This is a genomic window from Paenibacillus sp. J2L1-98, from assembly GCF_056269405.1.
The window spans coordinates 297,111-318,872 of record NZ_JBWDNW010000002.1 but is presented as its reverse complement, the minus strand read 5'-3'; the positions used below and the strand labels follow the sequence as shown (position 1 = coordinate 318,872).

The 21,762-nt window shown below is 44.4% G+C and carries 27 protein-coding genes; 12 read left to right on the top strand and 15 right to left on the bottom strand.

The genetic code is table 11. The features are described 5' to 3' along the window. The first annotated feature begins 2 nt into the window (after window positions 1–2). Window positions 3–2,465, top strand: a complete 2,463-nt coding sequence (gene gyrA / locus AC0YNZ_RS06170) for a DNA gyrase subunit A (RefSeq protein WP_475825794.1) — start codon at window positions 3–5, stop codon at window positions 2,463–2,465. Here gyrA and AC0YNZ_RS06165 read toward each other — a convergent pair. Next, complete coding sequence (locus AC0YNZ_RS06165) at window positions 2,446–2,613, bottom strand: hypothetical protein (protein ID WP_181426045.1); 168 nt, start codon at window positions 2,611–2,613, stop codon at window positions 2,446–2,448. The two genes, gyrA and AC0YNZ_RS06165, sit on opposite strands and share 20 nt — an antisense overlap. A gap of 203 nt (window positions 2,614–2,816) precedes the next feature. Between AC0YNZ_RS06165 and AC0YNZ_RS06160 the strand changes: the two genes are divergently transcribed. Further along, window positions 2,817–3,221, top strand: coding sequence for a MarR family winged helix-turn-helix transcriptional regulator (locus AC0YNZ_RS06160; RefSeq protein ID WP_475825793.1), 405 nt, complete (start codon window positions 2,817–2,819; stop codon window positions 3,219–3,221). Window positions 3,222–3,240: 19 nt separating this feature from the next. Here the strand turns inward: AC0YNZ_RS06160 and AC0YNZ_RS06155 are convergent, their stop codons facing one another. Genes AC0YNZ_RS06155 through AC0YNZ_RS06145 form a run of 3 tightly spaced genes read right to left on the bottom strand, consistent with a single transcriptional unit; the run spans window position 3,241 to window position 6,103 of the window. Next, window positions 3,241–4,503 (bottom strand): CapA family protein, encoded by a 1,263-nt coding sequence (locus AC0YNZ_RS06155; RefSeq protein WP_475825792.1) that lies wholly within the window; start codon window positions 4,501–4,503, stop codon window positions 3,241–3,243. Window positions 4,504–4,523: 20 nt separating this feature from the next. Next, complete coding sequence (locus AC0YNZ_RS06150; protein WP_475825791.1) at window positions 4,524–5,237, bottom strand: RluA family pseudouridine synthase; 714 nt, start codon at window positions 5,235–5,237, stop codon at window positions 4,524–4,526. Next, on the bottom strand, window positions 5,237–6,103 hold the full coding sequence (locus AC0YNZ_RS06145) for a class I SAM-dependent methyltransferase (protein ID WP_475825790.1): 867 nt from the start codon (window positions 6,101–6,103) through the stop codon (window positions 5,237–5,239). Before AC0YNZ_RS06145 ends, AC0YNZ_RS06150 begins: the two co-directional genes overlap by 1 nt. Window positions 6,104–6,340: 237 nt before the next feature. On the opposite strand from AC0YNZ_RS06145, the gene AC0YNZ_RS06140 reads away from it, so the two are divergent. Next, entirely contained in the window at window positions 6,341–6,862 is a 522-nt protein-coding gene (locus tag AC0YNZ_RS06140; protein WP_475825789.1) for a phosphatase PAP2 family protein, read from the top strand. Further along, on the top strand, window positions 6,859–7,047 hold the full coding sequence (locus tag AC0YNZ_RS06135) for a hypothetical protein (RefSeq protein ID WP_475825788.1): 189 nt from the start codon (window positions 6,859–6,861) through the stop codon (window positions 7,045–7,047). Before AC0YNZ_RS06140 ends, AC0YNZ_RS06135 begins: the two co-directional genes overlap by 4 nt. A gap of 185 nt (window positions 7,048–7,232) precedes the next feature. Here the strand turns inward: AC0YNZ_RS06135 and AC0YNZ_RS06130 are convergent, their stop codons facing one another. Then, complete coding sequence (locus AC0YNZ_RS06130) at window positions 7,233–7,997, bottom strand: hypothetical protein (protein WP_475825787.1); 765 nt, start codon at window positions 7,995–7,997, stop codon at window positions 7,233–7,235. A gap of 169 nt (window positions 7,998–8,166) precedes the next feature. Beyond that, a complete protein-coding gene (locus AC0YNZ_RS06125; RefSeq protein ID WP_475825786.1) occupies window positions 8,167–8,538 on the bottom strand; it encodes a hypothetical protein in 372 nt (123 codons plus the stop codon). Window positions 8,539–8,877: 339 nt separating this feature from the next. Between AC0YNZ_RS06125 and AC0YNZ_RS06120 the strand changes: the two genes are divergently transcribed. Then, window positions 8,878–9,627: a phytanoyl-CoA dioxygenase family protein gene (locus AC0YNZ_RS06120; RefSeq protein WP_475825785.1), complete on the top strand. Its 750-nt coding sequence runs from the start codon at window positions 8,878–8,880 to the stop codon at window positions 9,625–9,627. Window positions 9,628–9,726: 99 nt separating this feature from the next. Here AC0YNZ_RS06120 and AC0YNZ_RS06115 read toward each other — a convergent pair whose 3' ends face one another. Then, window positions 9,727–10,620: a LysR family transcriptional regulator gene (locus AC0YNZ_RS06115; RefSeq protein WP_475825784.1), complete on the bottom strand. Its 894-nt coding sequence runs from the start codon at window positions 10,618–10,620 to the stop codon at window positions 9,727–9,729. Between the two features lie 163 nt (window positions 10,621–10,783). Between AC0YNZ_RS06115 and AC0YNZ_RS06110 the strand changes: the two genes are divergently transcribed. The 3 genes from AC0YNZ_RS06110 (at window position 10,784) to AC0YNZ_RS06100 (ending at window position 12,875) form a co-directional block, all read left to right on the top strand. Beyond that, entirely contained in the window at window positions 10,784–11,392 is a 609-nt protein-coding gene (locus AC0YNZ_RS06110; protein WP_475825783.1) for an acyl-CoA thioesterase, read from the top strand. A 76-nt stretch (window positions 11,393–11,468) separates the two neighbouring features. Further along, on the top strand, window positions 11,469–11,900 hold the full coding sequence (locus tag AC0YNZ_RS06105; RefSeq protein ID WP_475825782.1) for a hypothetical protein: 432 nt from the start codon (window positions 11,469–11,471) through the stop codon (window positions 11,898–11,900). A 66-nt stretch (window positions 11,901–11,966) separates the two neighbouring features. Continuing rightward, complete coding sequence (locus AC0YNZ_RS06100) at window positions 11,967–12,875, top strand: hypothetical protein (RefSeq protein ID WP_475825781.1); 909 nt, start codon at window positions 11,967–11,969, stop codon at window positions 12,873–12,875. Between the two features lie 124 nt (window positions 12,876–12,999). Here the strand turns inward: AC0YNZ_RS06100 and AC0YNZ_RS06095 are convergent, their stop codons facing one another. Beyond that, complete coding sequence (locus tag AC0YNZ_RS06095) at window positions 13,000–13,296, bottom strand: hypothetical protein (RefSeq protein ID WP_475825780.1); 297 nt, start codon at window positions 13,294–13,296, stop codon at window positions 13,000–13,002. Between the two features lie 323 nt (window positions 13,297–13,619). Here AC0YNZ_RS06095 and AC0YNZ_RS06090 point away from each other — a divergent pair, with 323 nt between their 5' ends. Together AC0YNZ_RS06090 and AC0YNZ_RS06085 are read left to right on the top strand one after the other, a co-directional pair. Then, entirely contained in the window at window positions 13,620–14,162 is a 543-nt protein-coding gene (locus AC0YNZ_RS06090; RefSeq protein ID WP_475825779.1) for a DUF1697 domain-containing protein, read from the top strand. A 263-nt stretch (window positions 14,163–14,425) separates the two neighbouring features. Beyond that, on the top strand, window positions 14,426–14,848 hold the full coding sequence (locus tag AC0YNZ_RS06085; RefSeq protein ID WP_475825778.1) for a VOC family protein: 423 nt from the start codon (window positions 14,426–14,428) through the stop codon (window positions 14,846–14,848). 168 nt (window positions 14,849–15,016) lie between these two features. On the opposite strand, the gene AC0YNZ_RS06080 is transcribed toward AC0YNZ_RS06085, so the two are convergent. Next, window positions 15,017–15,178 (bottom strand): hypothetical protein, encoded by a 162-nt coding sequence (locus AC0YNZ_RS06080; protein WP_475825777.1) that lies wholly within the window; start codon window positions 15,176–15,178, stop codon window positions 15,017–15,019. Window positions 15,179–15,370: 192 nt separating this feature from the next. Then, complete coding sequence (locus AC0YNZ_RS06075; protein ID WP_475825776.1) at window positions 15,371–15,493, bottom strand: YjcZ family sporulation protein; 123 nt, start codon at window positions 15,491–15,493, stop codon at window positions 15,371–15,373. A 403-nt stretch (window positions 15,494–15,896) separates the two neighbouring features. Here AC0YNZ_RS06075 and AC0YNZ_RS06070 point away from each other — a divergent pair, with 403 nt between their 5' ends. Continuing rightward, window positions 15,897–17,183, top strand: a complete 1,287-nt coding sequence (locus tag AC0YNZ_RS06070; RefSeq protein WP_475825775.1) for an ATP-binding protein — start codon at window positions 15,897–15,899, stop codon at window positions 17,181–17,183. Window positions 17,184–17,256: 73 nt separating this feature from the next. On the opposite strand, the gene AC0YNZ_RS06065 is transcribed toward AC0YNZ_RS06070, so the two are convergent. The 3 genes from AC0YNZ_RS06065 to AC0YNZ_RS06055 form a co-directional block, all read right to left on the bottom strand. Then, a complete protein-coding gene (locus tag AC0YNZ_RS06065; RefSeq protein ID WP_475825774.1) occupies window positions 17,257–19,176 on the bottom strand; it encodes a glycosyl hydrolase family 18 protein in 1,920 nt (639 codons plus the stop codon). A gap of 195 nt (window positions 19,177–19,371) precedes the next feature. Further along, on the bottom strand, window positions 19,372–19,650 hold the full coding sequence (locus AC0YNZ_RS06060) for a YxcD family protein (RefSeq protein WP_475825773.1): 279 nt from the start codon (window positions 19,648–19,650) through the stop codon (window positions 19,372–19,374). 2 nt (window positions 19,651–19,652) lie between these two features. Further along, complete coding sequence (locus tag AC0YNZ_RS06055) at window positions 19,653–20,069, bottom strand: hypothetical protein (protein ID WP_475825772.1); 417 nt, start codon at window positions 20,067–20,069, stop codon at window positions 19,653–19,655. Window positions 20,070–20,260: 191 nt separating this feature from the next. Between AC0YNZ_RS06055 and AC0YNZ_RS06050 the strand changes: the two genes are divergently transcribed. Then, window positions 20,261–20,800: a DUF309 domain-containing protein gene (locus AC0YNZ_RS06050; RefSeq protein ID WP_475825771.1), complete on the top strand. Its 540-nt coding sequence runs from the start codon at window positions 20,261–20,263 to the stop codon at window positions 20,798–20,800. A 26-nt stretch (window positions 20,801–20,826) separates the two neighbouring features. On the opposite strand, the gene AC0YNZ_RS06045 is transcribed toward AC0YNZ_RS06050, so the two are convergent. Both AC0YNZ_RS06045 and AC0YNZ_RS06040 read right to left on the bottom strand, forming a co-directional pair. Next, complete coding sequence (locus tag AC0YNZ_RS06045; RefSeq protein WP_475825770.1) at window positions 20,827–21,393, bottom strand: beta-class carbonic anhydrase; 567 nt, start codon at window positions 21,391–21,393, stop codon at window positions 20,827–20,829. Further along, window positions 21,390–21,722 carry an iron-sulfur cluster biosynthesis family protein gene (locus tag AC0YNZ_RS06040; RefSeq protein WP_475825769.1) on the bottom strand — a complete coding sequence of 111 codons (333 nt, stop codon included), beginning with the start codon at window positions 21,720–21,722 and terminating at the stop codon, window positions 21,390–21,392. Before AC0YNZ_RS06040 ends, AC0YNZ_RS06045 begins: the two co-directional genes overlap by 4 nt. Between the last annotated feature and the right edge of the window lie 40 nt (window positions 21,723–21,762).

Sequence of the window (21,762 nt, the reverse complement as noted above, 5' to 3'; positions counted from 1 at the left end):
GCATGAGTATGCTGGAACAATTTTTACCGGCGTTTTTGGAGGAGGTTGTAGGAGACCGCTTTGGGCGCTATTCAAAGTATATAATTCAGGACCGCGCGATTCCTGACGTTCGCGACGGCTTAAAGCCGGTGCAGCGTCGTATTCTATATGCGATGTATGATTCAGGCAATACGCCGGACAAGCAGTACCGTAAATCGGCCAAAACGGTCGGCGACGTAATGGGTAACTATCACCCGCATGGCGATTCATCCATCTATGAAGGCATGGTGCGGATGGCGCAGCCGTGGAAGATGGGGCACCCGCTCGTGGACGGTCACGGCAACTGGGGCTCGCAGGATGATGATCCTGCTGCAGCGATGCGTTATACGGAAGCACGCTTGTCGCCGATCGCGATGGAACTGCTTAGAGATATCGAGAAACGAACCGTACAATTCAAAGATAATTTCGATAATACGACGAAGGAGCCTGTGGTGCTGCCGTCGCGGTACCCCAATTTGCTCGTAAACGGAACAAGCGGGATCTCTGCCGGCTTCGCCACGGAAATTCCGCCCCATAACCTACGCGAGGTTATTGACGCTTGTATTGCGCTTATGAGTAGCCCCGAGCTTACGCTTGAGGAGCTTATGTCCTTCGTGAAAGGCCCCGATTTTCCGACCGGAGGCATCATTATGGGCGAGGAAGGCATTCGGGATGCTTTCGCCACCGGCAAAGGCCGTATTTACATACGCGCCAAAACAGCTATCGAGGAAATGCGTGGCGGCAAGCAGCAGCTTGTCATTACAGAAATTCCTTATCAGGTCGTGAAATCAAGGCTTGTTACCTCTATGGAGAACATCCGGCTGGAGAAAAAGGTCGAGGGAATCGCTGAAGTTCGCGATGAGAGCGGACGCAATGGTCTTCGTATCGTTGTGGAATTCAAGAAGGATGCGGATGCACAAGGGATTTTAGCTTATTTTTTCAAGAAAACGGACCTGCAAGTCGCTTATAGCTTTAACATGGTCGCGATTGTGAACAAAACGCCAATGCAGCTTGGTTTAAAGCAAATCTTATCCGCTTATATCGAGCATCAGAAGGAAGTCGTTACGTTCCGGACGAAATACGATCTTGAGAAGGCTGAGGATCGGGCTCATGTGGTCGAGGGCTTAGTTAAGGCGCTCAATATATTGGACGAGGTCATTGCAACGATCAAAGCATCCAAGAACCGTGCGGATGCGCAGGATAACCTGATCGCTAAATACAGCTTTACGGCCCGCCAAGCGGACGCAATCCTCACGTTACAGCTCTATCGCTTAACGAATTTGGAGATTACTACGCTTGAGAAAGAACTTAAGGATGCGCTCAAAAAAATCGCTTACTTGAAATCGATCTTGGCCAGCGATAAGAAGCTGATCGGCGTCATAAAGGATGAGCTGCTGGAAATCCGGACGAAATATGGAATTGACCGCCGGTCTGATCTTGTCGGTGAAATTGAGGAGCTGAAGGTTAACCTTGAAGTGCTGGTTACACCGGAGGATGTTCTCGTAACGCTAAGCCATGAAGGCTACGTGAAACGGACGAGCATGCTGTCGTTCACGAGATCGGGCGGAGAGCTGCAAAACGCGGGGGTCAAGGAAGGCGATTTCGTGCGGGAGCTGTTTGAGGTCAATACGATTGACAATTTGCTTCTGTTTACGCGAAAGGGCCAATATTATTTATTGCCGGTTCACCAAATACCGGAATTCAAATGGAAGGACACGGGAACTGCAATCGTCAACGTCGTTCCGATTCCGAAGGATGATTCAATCGTAAGCGTCATCCCGATAAAAGATATTTTAGCCTCAACCGCTTCGCTTGTTTTTGTAACCAAACGAGGCCAAGTTAAACGGACCGAGCTTAAAGAATATGCAACGACGAGGTCAACCGCTGTAGCGGCTTGCAAAGTTTCCGATGGCGACGAGGTCATTCGGGTAGTGCTTAGCGACAGTTCGAAGCAAATCATGCTCATCACGAAGCAAGGTATGAGTATACGTTTTACTGAGACTGAGGTTAATCCGATGGGAAGAGTAGCAACTGGTGTAAGAGGCATACAGCTTAAGGATGGAGACGAGCTTATCGCCGCGGAATGGGTTGCTGAGGATGAGGGCGAAGTGCTCGTCATTACCGATATTGGATTTGCAAAGCGTTCACTGCTGCTCGATTATCCGATTCAGGGCAGAGGCGGCAAGGGCGTTCAAACGTTTGAATTCAAAGAAGGCAAACGAGTGCGTCCGAACGGCGCATCGCTGGTCGGAGCTTATTATTGCAAGGAAGCGAAAGAAATCGTTGCTCTCACCGCTTCTGGAGCGAAGCTGGCTGCTGTATCGGAGAAAGCGCCAATTGAAGAGCGTAAAGCGGTAGGTAAGCTGGTGTTCCCGGTAGAGAAAAATGATGTCATCACGAACACGCTTGCACGCTCACTGTCAGATGTTAATCAAAAGGGCGATTAGGCGGATCAAAACGTTCAATCACTTCTAAAATAGCTTCAAGCATGACCCACAATGGTACCAGCTCATCCGGGCGGTCCAGCAATTGTGGGTCCTTTACTATACCGTAGTTTTTAATTTTTTGAATAATTAAAGCTTTTCTTTCTTCCACTGGGTTCACGCTCCTTACTCATTAAGCAAAAACAGACATGGCGCTGGGCCTTCGCCTCATTGTATGTCTAACACTGTCATAATGTTCATTATTGTATCGATTAATATCGCAAATTATTAATTGGGTTAATCTTTTATTCGACAATTAAGACTGCTATAATAAATATCAAATAGGTGGAAATTGACAGAAGGCAGGTGTGAGCTATGGTATCTGGAGAATTTACCCGATTATGGACGAGGCTTTCGCGGGATTGGAAAAATAACTTGGAGCAGTCGCTGGCTCCTTTGACGGAAGGGCAGCTAAATGTGCTCGAGCTGCTGCTGCAGCATCAGCCGATGAAGCCGTCGGATCTGCTTCAGTATTTGTCAACTACTCCGGCTGCAATTACGACGCTGCTTGATCGGATGGAAAGAAACGAGCTGATTGAACGCGCGAGGGACGATAATGATCGAAGAATTGTTTGGGTTTCTGTATCGGAGAAGGGCAAAGCGGAAGCGGAGCGCGGTTCAACGATTCGGACCGAAATGATCGAACAATCGCTGGACCGCATTTCCTCTCATAACCAGCAGCTGCTGGTGTACTTATTAGGCAAGGTTGCAAACTTGTAAACGCTGCAGGGGACGCCGTCTATTTCATGGAATCGAGCCGATTGCGCAGCAAATCGTAATTTTTTTGAAGCAAATCGTAGTCGGCTTCTTTTAGCAAAGTGTCATTTGAAGCAGTTATCGTATCTTCGATCGGAAGTATGCGATAACGGTAGGAACGATCCGGCTTGTAACGATGAACCCATGTTGGAATCGTTTCAATTTCGGTTAGGTCAACGGTACCGTCCGTCATGTTTTTACGTACATTTACTTTAAAAATAACCCCGCAATCCTTCGTATCGCCCCGCTGATTTGAAATAAAATTACCCATTGAATAAATAATAAGTCCTTTTTTTACATGGCCATTCGCATCAGTTGTTTCGACGACCTCATACGGCTGAACGACATGTGGATGCGAGCCGGCAATAATATCTGCTCCTGCTGCTATAAGTGCTCTTGCAAGACGCTTCTGTTCATCATTTGGCGTAACTTGATATTCGGTACCGAAATGAAGAGATACTGTAATGAAATCGGCTCCCGCTTTACGAAGTTTTGAAATATCCGCTTTTATTTTTTGTTCATCGATTAGTGAAACCAGATAGGGCTTGCCTTCAGGAATGGGAATACCGTTCGTTCCATAGGTGTATGCAAGCAATCCCATGACGATGCCGGATTTCTCCGATAAAACGATTGATTCCGCTTCCGCTTGCGATGCGGCTGTTCCCTTAGTCTGAAGATGAAGCGCACTCAGGTTTTTCAGCGTGCGCAGCACTCCTGTTTCACCTTGATCGAGCGAATGATTGTTTGCAGTTGTTATCAGATTAAATCCAGCTTTCTTGAGGGCTTCCCCGAGCTCAATTGGCGCGTTGAACCGCGGGTATCCGTCGAAGCCGTAATCCGCGCCGGCAATAGGCGTCTCCAGGTTGGCGATAACCCAGTCCCCTTGCTCCAAAATAGGCTTAACCTCTGCAAAAAAAGGATTGAAGTTGTAGCGGTTTGTCTTTTTGTCAAAAGAGCCGGGCAGCTGCGGCGTATGCATCATGACATCGCCTACAGCCATCCATACCGCATCGGCAAATACAGGCTTAGGTGGCGCGGGCGGTTTGGTGGCGGCAGGAGATGGAGATGGCGCAGGCGTGATTGCTGCCTGTTCATCCGGATTAGTCCCGGCTGTCGCTGTACGATAAGAATCAGGTGGTGCAGAGGCCCTCTCGAAAATGGAGGGCGTCAAAAAAATAAATAGTAAACCCAAAAAACAAAGTACTAATAGAACGGCTTGAAATTTAAGATGACGTTTTCGGCGCATATGTATTATGTCCTTCCTTGTTACGTATTGCTGTGCATAATGGAGGCGGCTTCTAGCTGCTCTTCAGACCACCAGGTCCAGGCATCAGAGCCGCTTGGTATCGACCGGAAGCTGATCCATTCCTTCGTTACCGGATGAGGAGCTGAAACCGAAGTCGACCATAACGCGATATCGGTGATACCGCCGGTTGGCTTCGCACCATACTTAAGATCACCCACTAACGGACAGCCGATATGCGCCATCTGTGCCCGAATTTGATGAGGTCTTCCCGTATGCAGTTTAACCGCGATCAGCGAATAACGACCGGACACGGCTGCAACCTCGTATTCCAAAATGGCTTCTTTTGCTTCATTCGTCGGCTTGTTATAGACGGTAACCTGATTATGCTTATTATCCTTGAGGATATAATGCGTTAAACGGGCTTTCGGCTTGCTTGGGCTGCCCTGCACAACACAGACATACGTCTTGCCAAATTGGCGGCTGCGAACTGATTCGGATAATCTGGAGGCAGCTTTCGATGTTTTCGCAAAAACCATAACGCCGCCAACCATGCGGTCAAGTCGGTGAACGAGGCCGAGAAATACGTTTCCAGGTTTATTGTGCCGTTCCTTTAAATCCTGCTTAAGCAGCGTCAGCATGTCAGCATCGCCCGTGTCATCCTCTTGCGACAAAATGCCGGGCGGCTTCACAACAGCCAGCAGGTGGTTATCCTCATATAAAACAGTGATTGGCATTACTTAGACTCCCAACGACCCAGTATTCCGCAAGGCAAATTAAGGCCGGATTTCGTAATCGGCAAACCGATTTCCCCGCAATTGATCTCGCCGCCGTATTTGGCATTCATCGTCATATGCAGCAGGTTGTGCAGCACGGAAGGCGATAATCCGGTCGTATAGGAGTTTATTAGCAGAAATAGCGGATTGTCAGACAAAATAGAAGTGCAGGATTGAAGAAACGGAAACAGATTTTCTTCCAGCTTCCACGTTTCGCCGTTCGGTCCGCGTCCATAGGAGGGAGGATCCATAATGATCGCGTCATATTGCTTGCCCCGGCGCTGCTCGCGTTGAACGAATTTAAATACATCGTCCGTAATGTAGCGGATGGGTGCGGATTCCAGTCCGGACAGCTGGGCATTTTCCTTGGCCCATTGAACCATGCCCTTGGCTGCGTCCACGTGGCACACTTCGGCGCCTGCAGCGGCAGAGGCAACTGTTGCGCCCCCGGAATAAGCGAATAGATTCAAGACGCGAATCGGCCGTCCGGCTGATCTGATTTTGTCCATCATCCAACTCCAGTTCACCGCTTGTTCAGGAAATAAGCCGGTATGCTTAAAGTTGGTCGGCTTGATGTGAAAGTTAAGCTCTCCGTAAGAGATCGTCCAGCGTTCAGGCAGGGACGGGCTCATTGACCATTGACCGCCGCCTGAGTTGCTCCTGTGATAGTGACCGTCCGCTTTTTTCCAAAGTCCTGATTCATTTGCAATCGGCCAAATTATTTGCGGATCAGGACGGCGAAGCGTGTAATTGCCCCAGCGCTCGAGCTTATCTCCATCACCCGTATCTATAACCTCGTAATCCATCCATTTATCAGCTATGTACATATTAATCGTTACCCTTCCTTGACCTGATTTTTGTAATATAATAATGTCATCGATAATTATATCGAAGCTGACACGATGAAGCAATGAAACCGAGGTAAATGGAGGCTGGTATTTATTCGTAAGGAATGGAACGGGTGGGTTATTACGCTAATATTGAGCTTGATGCTGCTTGCAGTTTTAGTGGCGACTGTCCCGGAGAAGAATGGTAATGCATTTGATCGATCAGCGGAGGCGCTCATGGCAGACATGATGAGTGATGGGTCAACTGCTGTTTTTAAGCTGTTTTCGTATCTTGGCTCGTCGATCGCTATATTAGGCATAACACTCATAGCCAGCTTTATGATCGGTTGGTGGAGAGGTGTGCTGCGAGGTGTAGCAATTATTGTAGGAGTAGGTGCGGCCTACGCATTCAATTTATTGCTCAAAATGTGGATCGACCGGTCAAGGCCAGTTTCCGCATGGGGGATTGAAGCGGACGGCGCAAGCTTTCCGAGCGGGAACGCGATGCTGGCGATGGTGATGTTCGGCTTGGTTGCATGCACCATTATACAAGTCAGAGGAGTTTCTAATATTGTAAAGATGTTTAGTACTGTCGCTGCGTTCCTTCTAATCCTCATGATGGGTTTGAGCCGGGTTTATTTCCATGTGCACTACATAACCGATATTTTGGGAGGTTATACTGCAGGGATGGCAGTTATTTGTATAATTATGATTATTGTGCATGCAATCAATAAAAATAGAGGAGCAACCTTAAGATGATGAACTTTGAATGCGAGTGCGGAAATAAGACGTCAATGTTTGCAACAGGAGACCGGGACGAACATGGAAGAGAGTACATTGAAGTCGAAGATGATGATAGGCTGACCATTACGATTGGTGACAAAAGCGTCCTGTTTCGCTGCTCCTTTTGCGGCTATACGTACCGTTTGGAGCAAATTTCATAACTGGTATCAAAATTCGACGGTCCGCGGCATTCGCAATGAGCTTCGTTGGAATGATCTAAGCTGCCGCATTCGTTAATAAACATACAGGTTGACAATTAGTAATCGGGATTTTTTAATAAATAAGAGGCTGCTGTTTTAAACCAAACGAAGGTTTAAAGCAGCAGCCTCTTCCTATTTACGGATCGCTATTCGGATTTTTCTTTTTGTATTTTTGCTGGATTGTTGATTTTGTAAGGAATAGGGTGCTTTGTGAGCTTCTTAGCTACTATTTTACCTTCGAAATGAATGGTGTCCCCGAGTTCCAACTCCAATTTTTTAAGCGTGGCGCTGTGGCTGGACCAGGCTGCGCCGACATCGGTGGCCGGATCTGTTATGGCAACCGCTTCGTAGATGACTACTTCATCTTCCGTATCGGAAAAATTGTTCGGCACGGTAGTAAAATCTTTGACGGTAGCGACCATTTTGACCTTTTCTTCAGGAAGCTGAAGCTTTGGCGCTTTTTCTTTTTTGGTTTTCGCTTTTGCCGGAGCTTCAGCCTCAGACTCTTTAGGCAAGTTATCCTCGTCAGGCTGTGCACTCTCTCCAGGCGGCTCTTGCTCCAAAACATGCGTTAATGGTTGTTCTGCTTCAACACTCACAGTTTCTAAAATTGAAGCCTCTTCCGCAGCAGCTGAGCTCTTCTGGCCGTAATTCGAAGCCTGCATTTCCTTCAGGTAAGAGGGGTGGATGCAATGTTTTTGTTCGTTTTCGAATGAGATGACCGCCGTCATCCGATCGACATAACCGACAATGCTGCAAGCTAGATTTGTGCCGCTTCCTTTATAGAAAAACGCTTTTGTTTTGGAAGCTTTCTCGGACAATAAGCCCCATTCCTTACATTTTTCTATTTGCGCTTCCTCGTTTTCGAAGGTTGTATACGTTTTTGGTTCGATGATGAAATTATGTATCATGTATTCTCCGCCTTTCTGTTTATCTTCATCTATTCTATCACTTTTTTGTTTTTGTTTCTTCGCTTATAGACGTGAAGAAATCCGGGCGTTTGATGATTGGTAAAGGAAATGCACAGGAGAAATTAAAAAAACCGTTGGCATCAGCCAACGGATTACCTAAATAACGGAATTAATAGCAATAATAGCGCTCCCATAATTTAAAAGAATCGTCTTTGTTCTTATCCCACCAACAGATTTCATCCCACCAGTCATCATCATCCCACCAGTCAAACAAATCCTTTGAATCCCAATCCTTATCAACCTTATGTTTATCCGATTGATTGGAATGATTTTTACTGCTGTTTTGGTTATTATTATTTTGATTCTGATTTTGATTTTGATTATTGTTGCTCTTTGATACGGAGAAAACAGATAAGATATTGTTCAAGAAGCTTTTCTTATTCTCAGATGTTGCTTTACTTGATGAAGCAAATGCGGAAGCCGGGAACATACAAACGCTTATCAGCAACGTAAGACATAAGATTTTTATGGATTTGGACATGACATTTCCACCTCCCGACAAAAACATTAATCGCGAACAAAAATGTTCGCTATAAAGAATTTTATAATAAATAAGATCTTTTGTAAACGAGCAATTTGAAACAATTGGATATATAGAAGGGCGCTAGGATCTTCATAGGTTAGAATCAAATATCATGTACAGTAAACCGGTAGTTTTTCCGATCACGCATCAAAGGATCTTACTGCTAGATATCAATTACAGACATAATATTGATAATCAGAGCCATTGTTGAATAAGGCTGTCCGCAGTAAAATTCAAATATATCGACGCATGAAGAAAGCTTCGATTACACTCGCGTGATGGAAGGGGAATACGACTATGATTACTGCGCAAAGAGAACTTTTGAAGCCATTATCTAATGAACAGCTTGAGCAGTACGAAAGAGACGGCTTTATTTTAATAAAAAAGGGCTGCAGCGCCGATTTAATCGATGCATTTAACAGACACATATTCGAGATTCGGTCTGCACCGCTGGGAGAGATGCCGGATTGGGCTAGAACCTCAGATAAAGCACGCTTTTCAACAAGGCTGTTCAACCCCCATCAGCATGACGGCTTCTCCCGCCAAGTGATGAAGCTGCCGATCATTCGCGGCACGCTCGCTCAGCTCATGGGGAAGGAAGCGGTTTGCGTACAAAGCATGTTCTTCTACAAGGAGCCGGGCTCTCACGGTCAAGCAGCGCATCAGGATTATTACTATATTAAGAATGATCCGATGACGATGGTTGCAGCTTGGATTGCGATGGAAGAGAAGGTAGATGAACAAAACGGCTGTCTCTGGGTTATTCCGGGCACGCATAAGCTTGGACTTCTGCCGCATGGCAAAGTGAAAAACCTCGAAGAGCATGAAGAGTGGACGGACGAGACGGAGGGCATTGATTTGAATCAGCAAATTCCAGTCACGATGGAGAAGGGGGATATTCTTTTTTTCCACGAGCTGTTAATTCACTCCTCTAACCGGAACCGCAGCACGGATCGCTGGCGACGCTCGTATGTGTGTCACTATATTCGAGAAGATTCTGCGGTCACGCTTAGAGAGGATTTGCGTGAGAAATATTCCTTGATTTAATGGCTGCCGGCCCGGACGAACTCGTTCGGGCTTATTGTTTTGTAAGTAAAAGATCGAAAAAGCCCATCGGGAACAATTCAGCAGCCAATATGACGCGGATCATCTATTTTGTTCAAGCTCGGACTCCATGAAACGAATCCATTCCCGGGAGGCGAAGGATAAATATTTGTCCTTCCGCCAAATCATAGATAATTGCCACGGAATCGAAGGCTGAACGATTGATAAAGAAGCAAAACGTTTAGGATCAAGCTGCTGGCAGATCCTTTCGGGCAATAGGGTAATTCCGTATTTTGCAGCAACCATTTCCGTCATAAAATCCCACTGAGAGCTTTCGAATACGATACGGGGCTCAAAGCCGGCTGCTTCACATTGCTCTCTGATCAGGTGATGGATGGTAAAATCCTTGCGAAACATAATAAAAGGCTCTTGTTCAAGCTCGCTCATCCGGATCGTATGTTGCGAAGCTAGCCTATGTTCGGAATGAACGACAAGACGCAGGTCTTCATTGATGCAGGGGAGGATATGATACCGTTCAATATCTTTAACGGGAAGGATAACCATTCCGAAATCCAACTCGCCCTGGATAATATCATGTTCTAAGCTTTTCCCGCCTTGTTCAATGACATGCAGACGGATGTCCGGATAGTGTGTTAAAAATTTTTCGATAATTGAAGGCAGAAAATAACCGCCAACCATGGGTGGGATGCCTAAGCGAAGCGTTCCTTTTTTTAGTTTGACGACTTCCTCCAAATCGCTGGACATGCGCTCGAACGATTGGATAATATGTTTGGCCGAACGGAGAATAGTCATGCCGGCATCAGTTAGCTCTATTTGTTTCGAAGAACGGTCAATAAGCTGAACGCCGAGATCTTCCTCCAGCAGACGGACCATTTTGGACAAAGAAGGTTGGGTAACATGCAGTTTGCGCGCCGCTTGAGTAAAGCTTCCGGCTTCAGCTACGGCTACAAAGTAATTCAAATGTTTCAGGTCCATCAGCTGTTCTCCTTCAGCTTTAGCGCAGGATTTGTTTTTCAACGATTAAGTATTATGAAAAGGAATGAAAACTATTCGATATATGTATTTTACCTATATGGGAGGGAGGTGTAAACTTAGCGTGATCGAAAATCTTAATTAGAAAAAAGGTGTTACCATGAAAATGTTGGATCAACCAGTATGGCAGATGCCATCAAGGCCGGCGTCAGCTTCGCTGACCATAAAGGAATCTATCGTCCTGCCTCCGGATACGAATCATCACGGCACGATTTTTGGAGGCAAGTTAATGGCTTATATAGATGATGTGGCTACGATTGCCGCTACCAAGCATGCCCGTCGTCCCGTAGTAACGGCATCAACCGATTCTGTAGACTTTCTTCATCCCGTAAAAAAAGGCGATGCCGTAAGCTTATCCGCTTTTGTTACGTGGTCACATAAAACTTCGATGGAAGTTTTCGTCCGTGTTGTGACGGAGGATCTGCTTACAGGCGGACGCAAGGTGTGCGCTACCTCCTTTTTGACCTTCGTTGCGCTCGGCGACGACGGCAAACCGACGGAAGTACCGGGGGTGATTGCGGAATCGGACGAAGAACGTTTAATATTTGAAACAGCGCCTGAACGTAAAGAAGCAAGACGAATCCGCAGACAGGAAAGCAAGCATTTTGCTAATTATATGGGGACGGATAATGCATTTAAACAATCGAGGACCGAGGCTATGCCGCAGCATTCTGTCAATAAAGGCTACGAATCCGCTTGGGGTGTGGAGTGGTAATGCATTATATAAAATAGGGATAACCTGTTGCAGCATATCATGAATGGAGATGAATCCTGTTTAAAGGAGCAAAATAATGAAGGATATTGGGAGATTAGTTATAAAGCTTTTTATAGCTCTTTTTACACTCCTTTTTATTTTTCCAGCCATCATCTTCTCGGTTCTTGTCCTGGGATTAACGGATTCTTGGAAATCAGGAACAGTGATGCTTATTTCAGCTTTAATTCTCAAAATGATCATGCATTTTAATTATATAAGCCAACCTCCTTCGCGTACGAGGAATAAGATCGCGTCAAGAAGAAGTGAGATTGGTTATTACATGGAAACGCAGTTTCGGCATCAGACTCCGCCGCCGCCGCTAAGTGACATTTATCGTGAAATCGATTTACAGTACGGGGAAAATGAACTATTATACAAAACCATTCTAGATCTGGAATATGAAAATCAGTTAATTGAAGAGCAAATGAAGCATAAGAAAAAATTACCATGCCGGATTAAAAAATATTAATCACACAAAACCCCTAATATCCGATAAGATGTGCGAATGATAAGCTTATAGGGGTGATTTACGATAATGGAAAAGAAACGGTGTTTGTTTTGTTCTGAGATCGTGCAAATAGAAGAAAAAGGCATGCATGATCATTATTTAGGCTGTTATTGCGCACCAGACGGCTCTTACAGCCTAATGAGAGATAGCTACAATGCAATTAACGCATTCTCTTATCAAATCAAAAGCAAACGATTTCCCATCATATCGGCTTATATCCGGGAACAGTCTGATTGCGGTGAAGCTGTAATACTGTCGATCGGGGATTTAGCCGCGATAGAAAATTCTCCGAACATTCCAGTGACAATCGAGGAGAAAGAAGGCCGTCTGCTGCAGTACTTATTTCGACATTCAGAAGGGCCGGACGATCCCGTCGTTATTCATCCGTTGTCTCAGAGCTATAATATAACCTATTCTCCAAACTTGCAGGAGCTGGTCTATATTATTGAGAAGCTGAAAGAGGAGCGGTTAATCATAAGGGAAGGAATGACCTTTATGCTGACGGAGAAAGGATGGAACGAAGCGGCTGCAAGAGCCGGAGGAAGAAAGTTAAAGTCATGCTTTGTTTTACTTTCAGACGAGGATGACAATTGTACCGAATGGGCGGAGAGCGTATTTCCAAAAATAGAGCAGTGCGGGTATTTGCCGCGTTTGTTTCATCGATCAGAAATGGGCAGTCGCGAAAATCATCCGATTGAGCTAATTTCAGATTGTAAACTTATTATTGCGGATTTAACTAAACCTTCGCCTGACGTTTATTTTGCAGCAGGTTACGCGCTAGGAAAAAATATCCCTGTTATTTGGACGGTAAACCGCAGCTCAGCGGATGAGTTGTTCGTCCAATCTCATCCGGTCCGGCCATTTGTGTGGGACACTATGGAGGAGTTGGCAGAGATGCTGCAGCAGAGATTGAGCTATAAGGTGATTACCTCCTGAGAGCAGTATCCGCCGATCAAATAGAGACAGCAAAAAACACACGCGAGTAATGGTGTGTTTTTTATTTTTACCGAAAATGTATAATTATAATAAATAAATTAAAATTGTATTTTTTTCCAGTCGTTTAGCTGCACATCGTCATAGGCTTTAATGCGGCATTGAAAGCGGCCCGATTTTCCCATAGAAACGAAAGGATTTCATTGTTATCCTCGAAAAAATGTTCAGTTTCGTCACAATAGTCGTCGCCAAGACCGTGTACGCTGAAACGGTTCTCAGCGTAGCTCATAAAAGTCCATTGACCTCCGCGTTTGCGGTCGTTAAACACGATGTAAAACTTTTCGCCTTCTGCATCCCATTGAGCTAAAGAGTTAAAATTTTCCAGAATAAAAGTAATGTCCGTTTTCTTCTTAATCAGCATCATCCATCTCCTCTTTCTTTATGAAAATAATAGTAATATGTAAATAATAGCTTGCATAAGAACAAAACAAGAATATATGATTTCATTAAAAAAGTATGTCAAACGATAGGAGTGAGCTGTAGGATTGTTTGACGGATTATGTCGATTACTCTGCATAGATGTGAAATTTGTAAGTGAGGGAGTATATCTCATGGAGTTTCTTTGTTGTATACGTTGTTTAAAAAATACCGCAGTGTTAACTTTTAGTCAAGTACTTTCGATTAGTTGCAGAAAATAATAAAGTAGATTTATAAAATATATTTAGAATAATCAAAAGGAGTATGATGATGACTATTTATTTCGCGCTATTACGGGGAATTAATGTGGGCGGCAACAACATGATCAAAATGAAGGAGCTTAAGCAGATGTTTGAGGCTATAGGCTGCGAACGTGTGCAAACATACATAAATAGCGGTAATGTAATGTTCGAATCGGAGGACGGTGCAGAAGCGCTGAAGGGACGTATTGAGAATGAGATTTACAAAGTATTTGGATTTAATATCGCTGTTATTTTAAGAACCGAGTCTGAGCTTACACGCATAATCGACAATTGCCCCTTCGAATTTGAAAGCTTGACGGACGGACAAAGCATACATCTCACGTTATTAAAGGATGCTCCTACCCAAGCTGAAATCGATAGTCTGCCTGACGTTAATCATGAAAACGACGATTACCGTATCGACGGAAAAGAAATTTACTTCCTTTACCGCAAGAGCATGCTTGACTCCCAGCTTCCGAAAAAATTTCAGAAGCTTACTCCAGCAACCTCACGCAACTGGAAAACAATCTTAAAGCTCGACTCAATGGCTAAAGCATTGAATGCTCGTTGATGCAGACAGGGAAACGACAAAATTTGACATGCTGTTTTTTATGTGTTTTATTGGTAGCATAGCAAAAAAAACGTTTGAGAATTCGATTTCGACTGCTTCTCTTGCCTTATTAGCGAACTGAAAAATAAGCCGTCCATTTGCGGGATGGCCTTTTTCTATGAAAAATGAGCTTTTGCTTATGAGAGGTTAAAATGGTAAACTATGTATCGTAACCGTAACTGGATACTATACACTGATTTAAAACTATTAGAGGAGTGAATAAAATGTCGGTTGAAGCTTATCTTAATTTTAATGGAAATTGTCGCGAAGCAGTTGAGTATTACGCACAAGTGTTTGGAACGGAAATACCAAAAATGATGAGCTTTGGGGAAATGCCGCCTAACCCGGAATATCCACTTCCAGAGGAAGCCAAGCATCTAATTATGCATACGCGGCTTAATATTAGCGGAAGCAATGTGATGTTCTCGGATGTTTTTCCCGGCATGCCTTTTGTAGCAGGTAATAATATAAGCCTTACGATTGTAAGTGAAAACATGGATGAAATTCAATCGGCTTTTAATAAATTAAAAGATGGCGGCACTGTAGGAATGGATCTTCAAGAAACATTTTGGAGTAAATGCTACGGCAGCCTGACGGATAAATTCGGCATAATTTGGCAATTCAATCTTGGGATCAGTGAGATGTAAGGACCTATTACCGTATAGTTGGTATAGTGCTATGAAAACCCTGACCAACGGTGCAGGGTTTTTTGATTAATATCGGATATGCAAAGTCGGGTATTGCTTTTTAAACATAGCTGCTGAAATGAAGGAAACGTAAAAAATGCCTAAGACAAATGTCCAAGGCAGTTTTTTTCATATGTTTTGTTCCTCATCAAAGTTATACTTCCACTCTAATATACCTTCAAAATTACAACCGCAGTTTTTAAATCTTTGATAATCATCGTCAGTTGCATCGTAGTTTATTGTCATTGTTGAGCTGCATTGATTACATTCCCATACATACCATTTTTCCAAATGTCTCCCTCCTCTATTAAGATCATTTCCCAAAAGGATAATATATATAATTACATAAATCGGAAAATCACAATTTATCTCTGTTTCTGTCATGCAAATAAAAATGAAAAAACCAGAACGAGTAAAATCGATCTGGTTTCATGCTTGGAGGAAGTATAGCAGGAATGCAAGAAGGACATTCAGTGTGATTTATTAATAGCCGATTCCGCAGCCTCCGCCAAAAATACCGCAGCTGCATGCAATAATTACCAACAAAATAAACAGTACCAGAATAAAACCAATATTATTATGAGAGCCGCCAACGATTCCAGTCATCAAACATTCACCTCCGAAGTTTTTGTACCCTGTAGGTTATGCACTGTTTTTGATTCATGTTTGGGTGTTTGTACTCGTTTTAAAAGCCTAGATTAAATAAAATGAAAACAGACGATTCCGAAGTCGAGACGATACGATTGGTCGTGAAGCTGCCCGTTGCTGCTCAGCAGCCAAATACGACCCTCATCCTGTTTAAGAGGATGAATCAGGCAAGAAGCTAAGACAGGATTACCCGCACGAGCTAGGAATTTTTTTCTATATCACAAAAGCATAATAATAGAGGACGCACTATAAAAAATAGTAATGATCTGCTTCTATTTTTTGTGTTATTATACATTTGTAATGTTTTAGTCCGAAAGAACTATACAAATATTGTAAAAGGAGAGGAAATCGATCAATAGATATGGTAAATCAATTGCTCATTCATCTTGTTATCATATTGTTTCCGATCTTTATCCAACAGTTTTTTTTCACACGTAAAAAAATATCGGATAGCATTCCCTCTCAGATTGTGAATGGATTCATGTTTGGCGTTTCTGCCATACTTTGCATGGCTATGCCAGTTAATGTGGTTGGCAGTTTTCAAGGCGATTTAAGAAGCATTCCTATCATTATTTCTATTGTATATGGATCTGGCAAATATGTGCCGGGAATAATCGCCATTGTCGTTGCCGCTTTGTACCGCATATACATAGGTGGTGATACCGTATTATTAGCTACGGTTGCTTTGCTGTTATGCGTAAGTCCAGGCTTTTTTTTTGTGAGAACTTTTCAAAACTATCTAGCAATAAAAAGAGTCATCATTTGTTTGCTTTTAACGGCTAACACCGTAATTATCGTATTTATCGTTTTTTTTCTATACATGGCGATCAACGATTACTCGCTTGAGAATCAAACTCATTCCTATCTCAACTTAACTATTTTGGGTACAGTAACGTTAGTCGGGATAGGAATTTCCTCTTTGTTTAAGGAGCATTTCATTGAGACCAACTTACTAAAGCTTGAGCTTGAGCGCAGCGAGAAGCTGAAAGTTGTAAGTCAAATCGCAGCATCTGTAGCTCATGAGGTGCGCAACCCGCTAACGGTCGTCAAAGGATTTCTTCAATTGCTCAAAGAGTCGGTGGATGACAAGAAGAAGGACTATTTGAAAATAGCATTATCGGAATTGGAAAGAGCTGAATATATTATTACCGATTATTTGAATTTGGCTAAGCCCCAGGCAGATCACCTTGAATTAATAGAGGTTTCGGGATTTCTGAGCAGCACGCTTGAGATTATGAACTCCTATGGATTGATTCAAAACGTTCAAATGCACCTAAACTGCAATCAAACCGATCTCTTCGTATGGGCGGACAAGCCAAAGCTTTCTCAAGTGATACTGAATTTAATCAAAAATGGCGTGGAAGCGATCCCGGACACGGGGGAAGTAACGGTTAACGCTTATTATCGGAATGAAGAAATATTTATCGAGATCATCGATACGGGAAAAGGGATGACCAAGGAGGATTTAGGTAACTTAGGTACGGCGTTCTATACGACTAAGGATACGGGTACTGGACTCGGCATATTGGTGACTATTCGAATAGTCGAGGCTTTAAACGGTAAAATCGTGTTTGAAAGCGTGTACGGCAAAGGGACGAAGGTTATTATCCGGTTTCCGGCAGCAGAGCCGAAAAAATTAAAATTATGATACTTATGCAATATGCAAGGTCAATTCAGACAAATGCCCCCAATCTCGCAAGCGGAGAAGGGGGCATTTGTCGTTATTTGATACGAAGCATCATCGTCCACAAATCAGAGCTTTCATAACCAAGCCGCCAAGCCGCAACGCCTGCTAGATCGTAAGATTTAGCAATGTCGATACGGGCTTTCACTGTGCTTTCGGTTTCCGCCCAGAACAGGTAAGTATAGCCGTCTTTGAAGTACTTGTATTTCATCTGGCCTGATTTGCTATCAAAAACGCCTTGAGCATTCGTATCGGCAATCAGCTTCGGTACCTCTTTCATGTAAATCGCGCGGTTTCCCACCAGCTTATTCGTGCTGTCGAGCTTCCATTCCCTTACGTAGAACGGAATGCCAAGCATGAGTTTGCTCCGCGGGATACCGTAGCTTAGAAATTGCTCTACGCCTTCCCGGACCCATTTCAAGCCTGCGACGGAGCCGGGTATATCGCTGCCGCTCCAGTGCTCATCATAGGCCATGATTATGATTGTATCCACAACAGCGGAGAGAGCGACGTGGTCGTAAGCGGTAACATGATTCCAGCTTAGGCTGCCTCTAGGAAGGTCAATGGAAAGCTGCATTCCTTTCGCATGAACCGCTTTCGCAAGAGCAGTAACGAAGGCGGTGAAGGCGTTTCGATCGCTGCCGGCCACCACTTCGAAGTCGAGATTAACGCCAGCTGCTCCAAGCTGCGCGAGCTTTGCGACGAGATTGTTAATAAACGTCTGCTGGGCAGCTTTATTCTTCAGAAACTCTGTCGTCAGTTTCTTGTTGAATTGGTTATGAACGAGCGGCATGACTTTAATGCCTTGTTCCTTAAAGGCGCTTGCGACCGCAACATCCGATGTATCCGTTATTGAACCGTCCGCAGCGGCAAGTTCAAACCAGGTTGGCGAGTCAATCGATAAACCCTGCGTATTCGCCGCATGATTGACTACGGCCTCGCTGGTCGCGCTTCCATTCCAGCCCATATATATGAGACGTTTTGTATTGCTCCATATCGTACGGCCTTCAGAAGTGCGGACCGTACTGTTAGAAAAAGTTTTCGCAAAAGCAACGGCGCTGCTCCGCGCGTTAAACGCTTTTAATTTATTGTCGCCCTGGTAAACGGTTAAATAGGGAATACCAGACCAATACACGAAGTCTTTGAAGAAGACTTCAGCATTCGGCGTTTTCTTCGCAATGTGGACAGCTGCATCTAAGCTCAGTGAAGCGGCGACGATAACGCCATTTTTTTTGACCAAATAATTTGGTACATTCGAATGAACGATTTTGCTGGTTACAACGTTTCGTACCTCACTGCCGGAAATGGAGGCAGAAGCGTTGATTGCATCGAAAAGGAAGGAATAAAGCGCTTTCTTTTCAAGAGGCAAGCCGTCCAGTGTAATTTGGTAGATTGGATTTGCGGCGCGCTGCGCTTTTTTTTGAGCGTCGGTAAGGTTACTCCATACCCACTTGTTCGTCGATAAATCGATAATGTGCGCGTTGCCCCATTTTTTGGCTTCCTGTTTAGCGGCGGCAAGTGTGAGGAAGGACCAATTCTCTCTTGTGTTGTCGCCTTGGTAAAGCTTAAATTTCGCATAGAATTGATAGGTCCAACCGATGTTTTCTAAATCGCGAATATGTACGTTCGTTAGCTTCTTAGCGACGGATAAAGCGTTAGCGTAAGAGCTAAATTCCCAATTTGGGTTGGTCTGGCCGTTCTGATAAATTTTGTAGCGCGGGAAGTTGTCCCATACCCAGCTGCGGCCGGCGATCGTTTCGACATGGCTGTATCGGAATTTGCCCGCATAAGCGATTGCCTGCGGCTCCGTCGTAAATTCACGCAGCGCCTGGTCATTCTGATAGACACGGAACTTTGTCATTTGCGTTGCTGCTGCGTCTGCGATACCGGCTGTACCTGTCATTAATGTTTGGCCAAATAATAGCAGCAGCAATGCGATGTTCAATTTTCTTCTCATAAGATTGGAAAGCTCACTCCTCTCGTAGTCTAAAGGTTAGACGCAAGAAGAGCACGGAGGTTTCTTTAAATCTATCATTATTTCTCTAGTAATTATTAGGAGGCTGAATATCACCGGCAATCATGCAAAAAAAAAAGCATCCTGGACTTATTTTATCATGAATGATAAAGCAAGCCGCAGGATGCTTCCTCGCGATTAATCGGAAATATCCGCCCAAAATTGTTCGTCCGCATCAAGCGTGATATTCGAACGGAACACGCGCCGGTTATACTGTTTAAATATATATTGCTCGATAGCCTCGAGGATATTAGCTTCAATAATATATTGGCTGCGGCCGTTTACCCAAACCTCGGCCGTATACCCATACTCTTCTTCCCATGAGAGCTGCACTTCCACATCCGTAGGGCTCACGCCCCTGCGCTCAGCTATGTTAAGGCAGATGGCGTTAATAATTTCATCCGTATATATACGCACGATTAGTAAGGTCTCCGTTGATCTGGCGGGTTACGTTTGCTGCGCAGATAAGCGAATGCTACGCGAATAAGCATAATAACCGCAAAAATAGCGATCAAATTAATCAGTAAGCCAAGAATATTACCGAATGCGCCCATGCCGGAGAACAAGCTGCCGAACATTAAGCCTGCCAAACCGCCGATCATCAAGCCTTTCATTAAACTGCCGCCGCTGAAAAATCCAGGTTTTGTTGTACCTGCAGTAGTGCCTGTTTTCGTTCCCGGATTCGTTTGACTAACGTTATCCGTTTTTTTAGGAGTTTGCGTATAGCTTTGCTTTGGTGATTTAAAGCCGCCCCGTGGTTTCGCATCGGCATACTGTCCAAACCCTAACGTAAAGAATAGAGCTAATGCCAGTACAACCATGAATCCTTTTTTCATCTGTCTTTTCTCCTCCTGATATAAGCTTTATACATCTGATGCTAACAACTTAAATACGTCTAAAATATACGATGGTTTCATTTATTCATATAGGATTGGTTGAAATGCATGAAAGTATAAGCGACATATGCTAAAATTTTATAGATGATAAAAAGACGAATGTATTATATTTGCGCGAGCGGGAGGATCTAATGATTACTTTTCCAATTGCATACATATCCTATCTGGTGGAATTCCACGCCTCTCGGGATTATTTTGAATGCCATGAGCTGCTAGAGGAATATTGGAAGGAGCATCCCGGCGACCCGTTTGCGAATACATGGGTGGGACTTATCCAGCTTGCGGTCGGACTATATCATGAGCGGAGAGGCAATTTGCGTGGTGCTGCGAAGATGCTAGTTCAAGCAGAACAAAAATTATCGGTATCGCCGTTAGAGAAGCTTGGAATTGATAAGGACAGCTTGCAAAAGCAATTGATACCGAGAATTGCTGCCTTGCAAGCGGAGGACGAGAGGGTTTATGCTGACTTTGACCTTCGAATCATTAACAATGAGGTTTTTGCTTTATGTATGCAGTCTTGCGAAGATCGGGGGCTAATCTGGGGATCGCCAAGTCCGTTAGACGATGAATCGATTATTCACCGTCATACGAGGAGAGACCGTTCCGATGTAATTGCCGCTAGATTGAAAGCCTATACAGCAAAAAAACGGGAGCGTAACGGTTTGTCTTAACAGCCGTGATGCTCCCGTTTATGTGGTTAGGCCTCAGGGTAAGCAGAATCTACTAGCATTAGCTCACCCGTTTCCGAGTCAATAATTAATCCATGGACAAGAATGTTAGCCGGCAGCAGCGGATGATTGCGGATAATGCTCACGCTGTTCAAGACGCTGTCCCGAACATTATCGAAGCCGGTCAGCCAGCGCATAAGATTGAGTCCGGAATGCTTCAGCGTCGTTATGGTTTCGGATGAGACGCCTCGTTCCTCCATATGCTGAATGATAAGCTCGGGGTTTAGTCCGGTCATGCCGCAGTTCGTATGGCCGATGACGAATACTTCGTCTGCCTGCAGCTCATACAGAGATATCAGGATGCTCCGCATAATATTCCCGAAGGGCTGGGTAACGATTGCGCCGGCGTTTTTAATGATTTTGGCATCGCCGTTTCTAAGGTTCATTGCCTTTGGCAGCATTTCTATTAAACGCGTATCCATGCAGGTGACAATGACCATCCGTTTATTCGGATATTTGCTTGTGGAGTATTTCTCGTATTCACGGTTTTCAACGAATTGCTTGTTATAGTTTAGGATTTCATCGATGTTGCTCATGCCGCACCTCCATTGGTAATGAGGCGAAGGTGCAGGGTATAAATTTGACTATCGCTCTTCAGACTAAAGCTGTCACGCTCCGTATTGTAATCGATGCGAAGATGAGGCTCATAGTAAACCTCATGCCGCGGTTCAAACCAGAAGGGAAAGGGCTCGCCTTGCGCAAGCTTGTCGTCGACAGAGGACTCGCTTATTAGCTGAAGTGCAGGAACGCCGCTGACAACGCAGCCGCAGCCCTCGGTATCGTGGAGCAGCTTAAGCTGTCTTGTCCCGTCTTCTAAATAAGGGGATAACCGGTCCGTGGCTGCTTTGGAAAAGATGATATGCATATGGTTCCCTCTCTTTCTCTCTATTGCACAGTATGTCTAG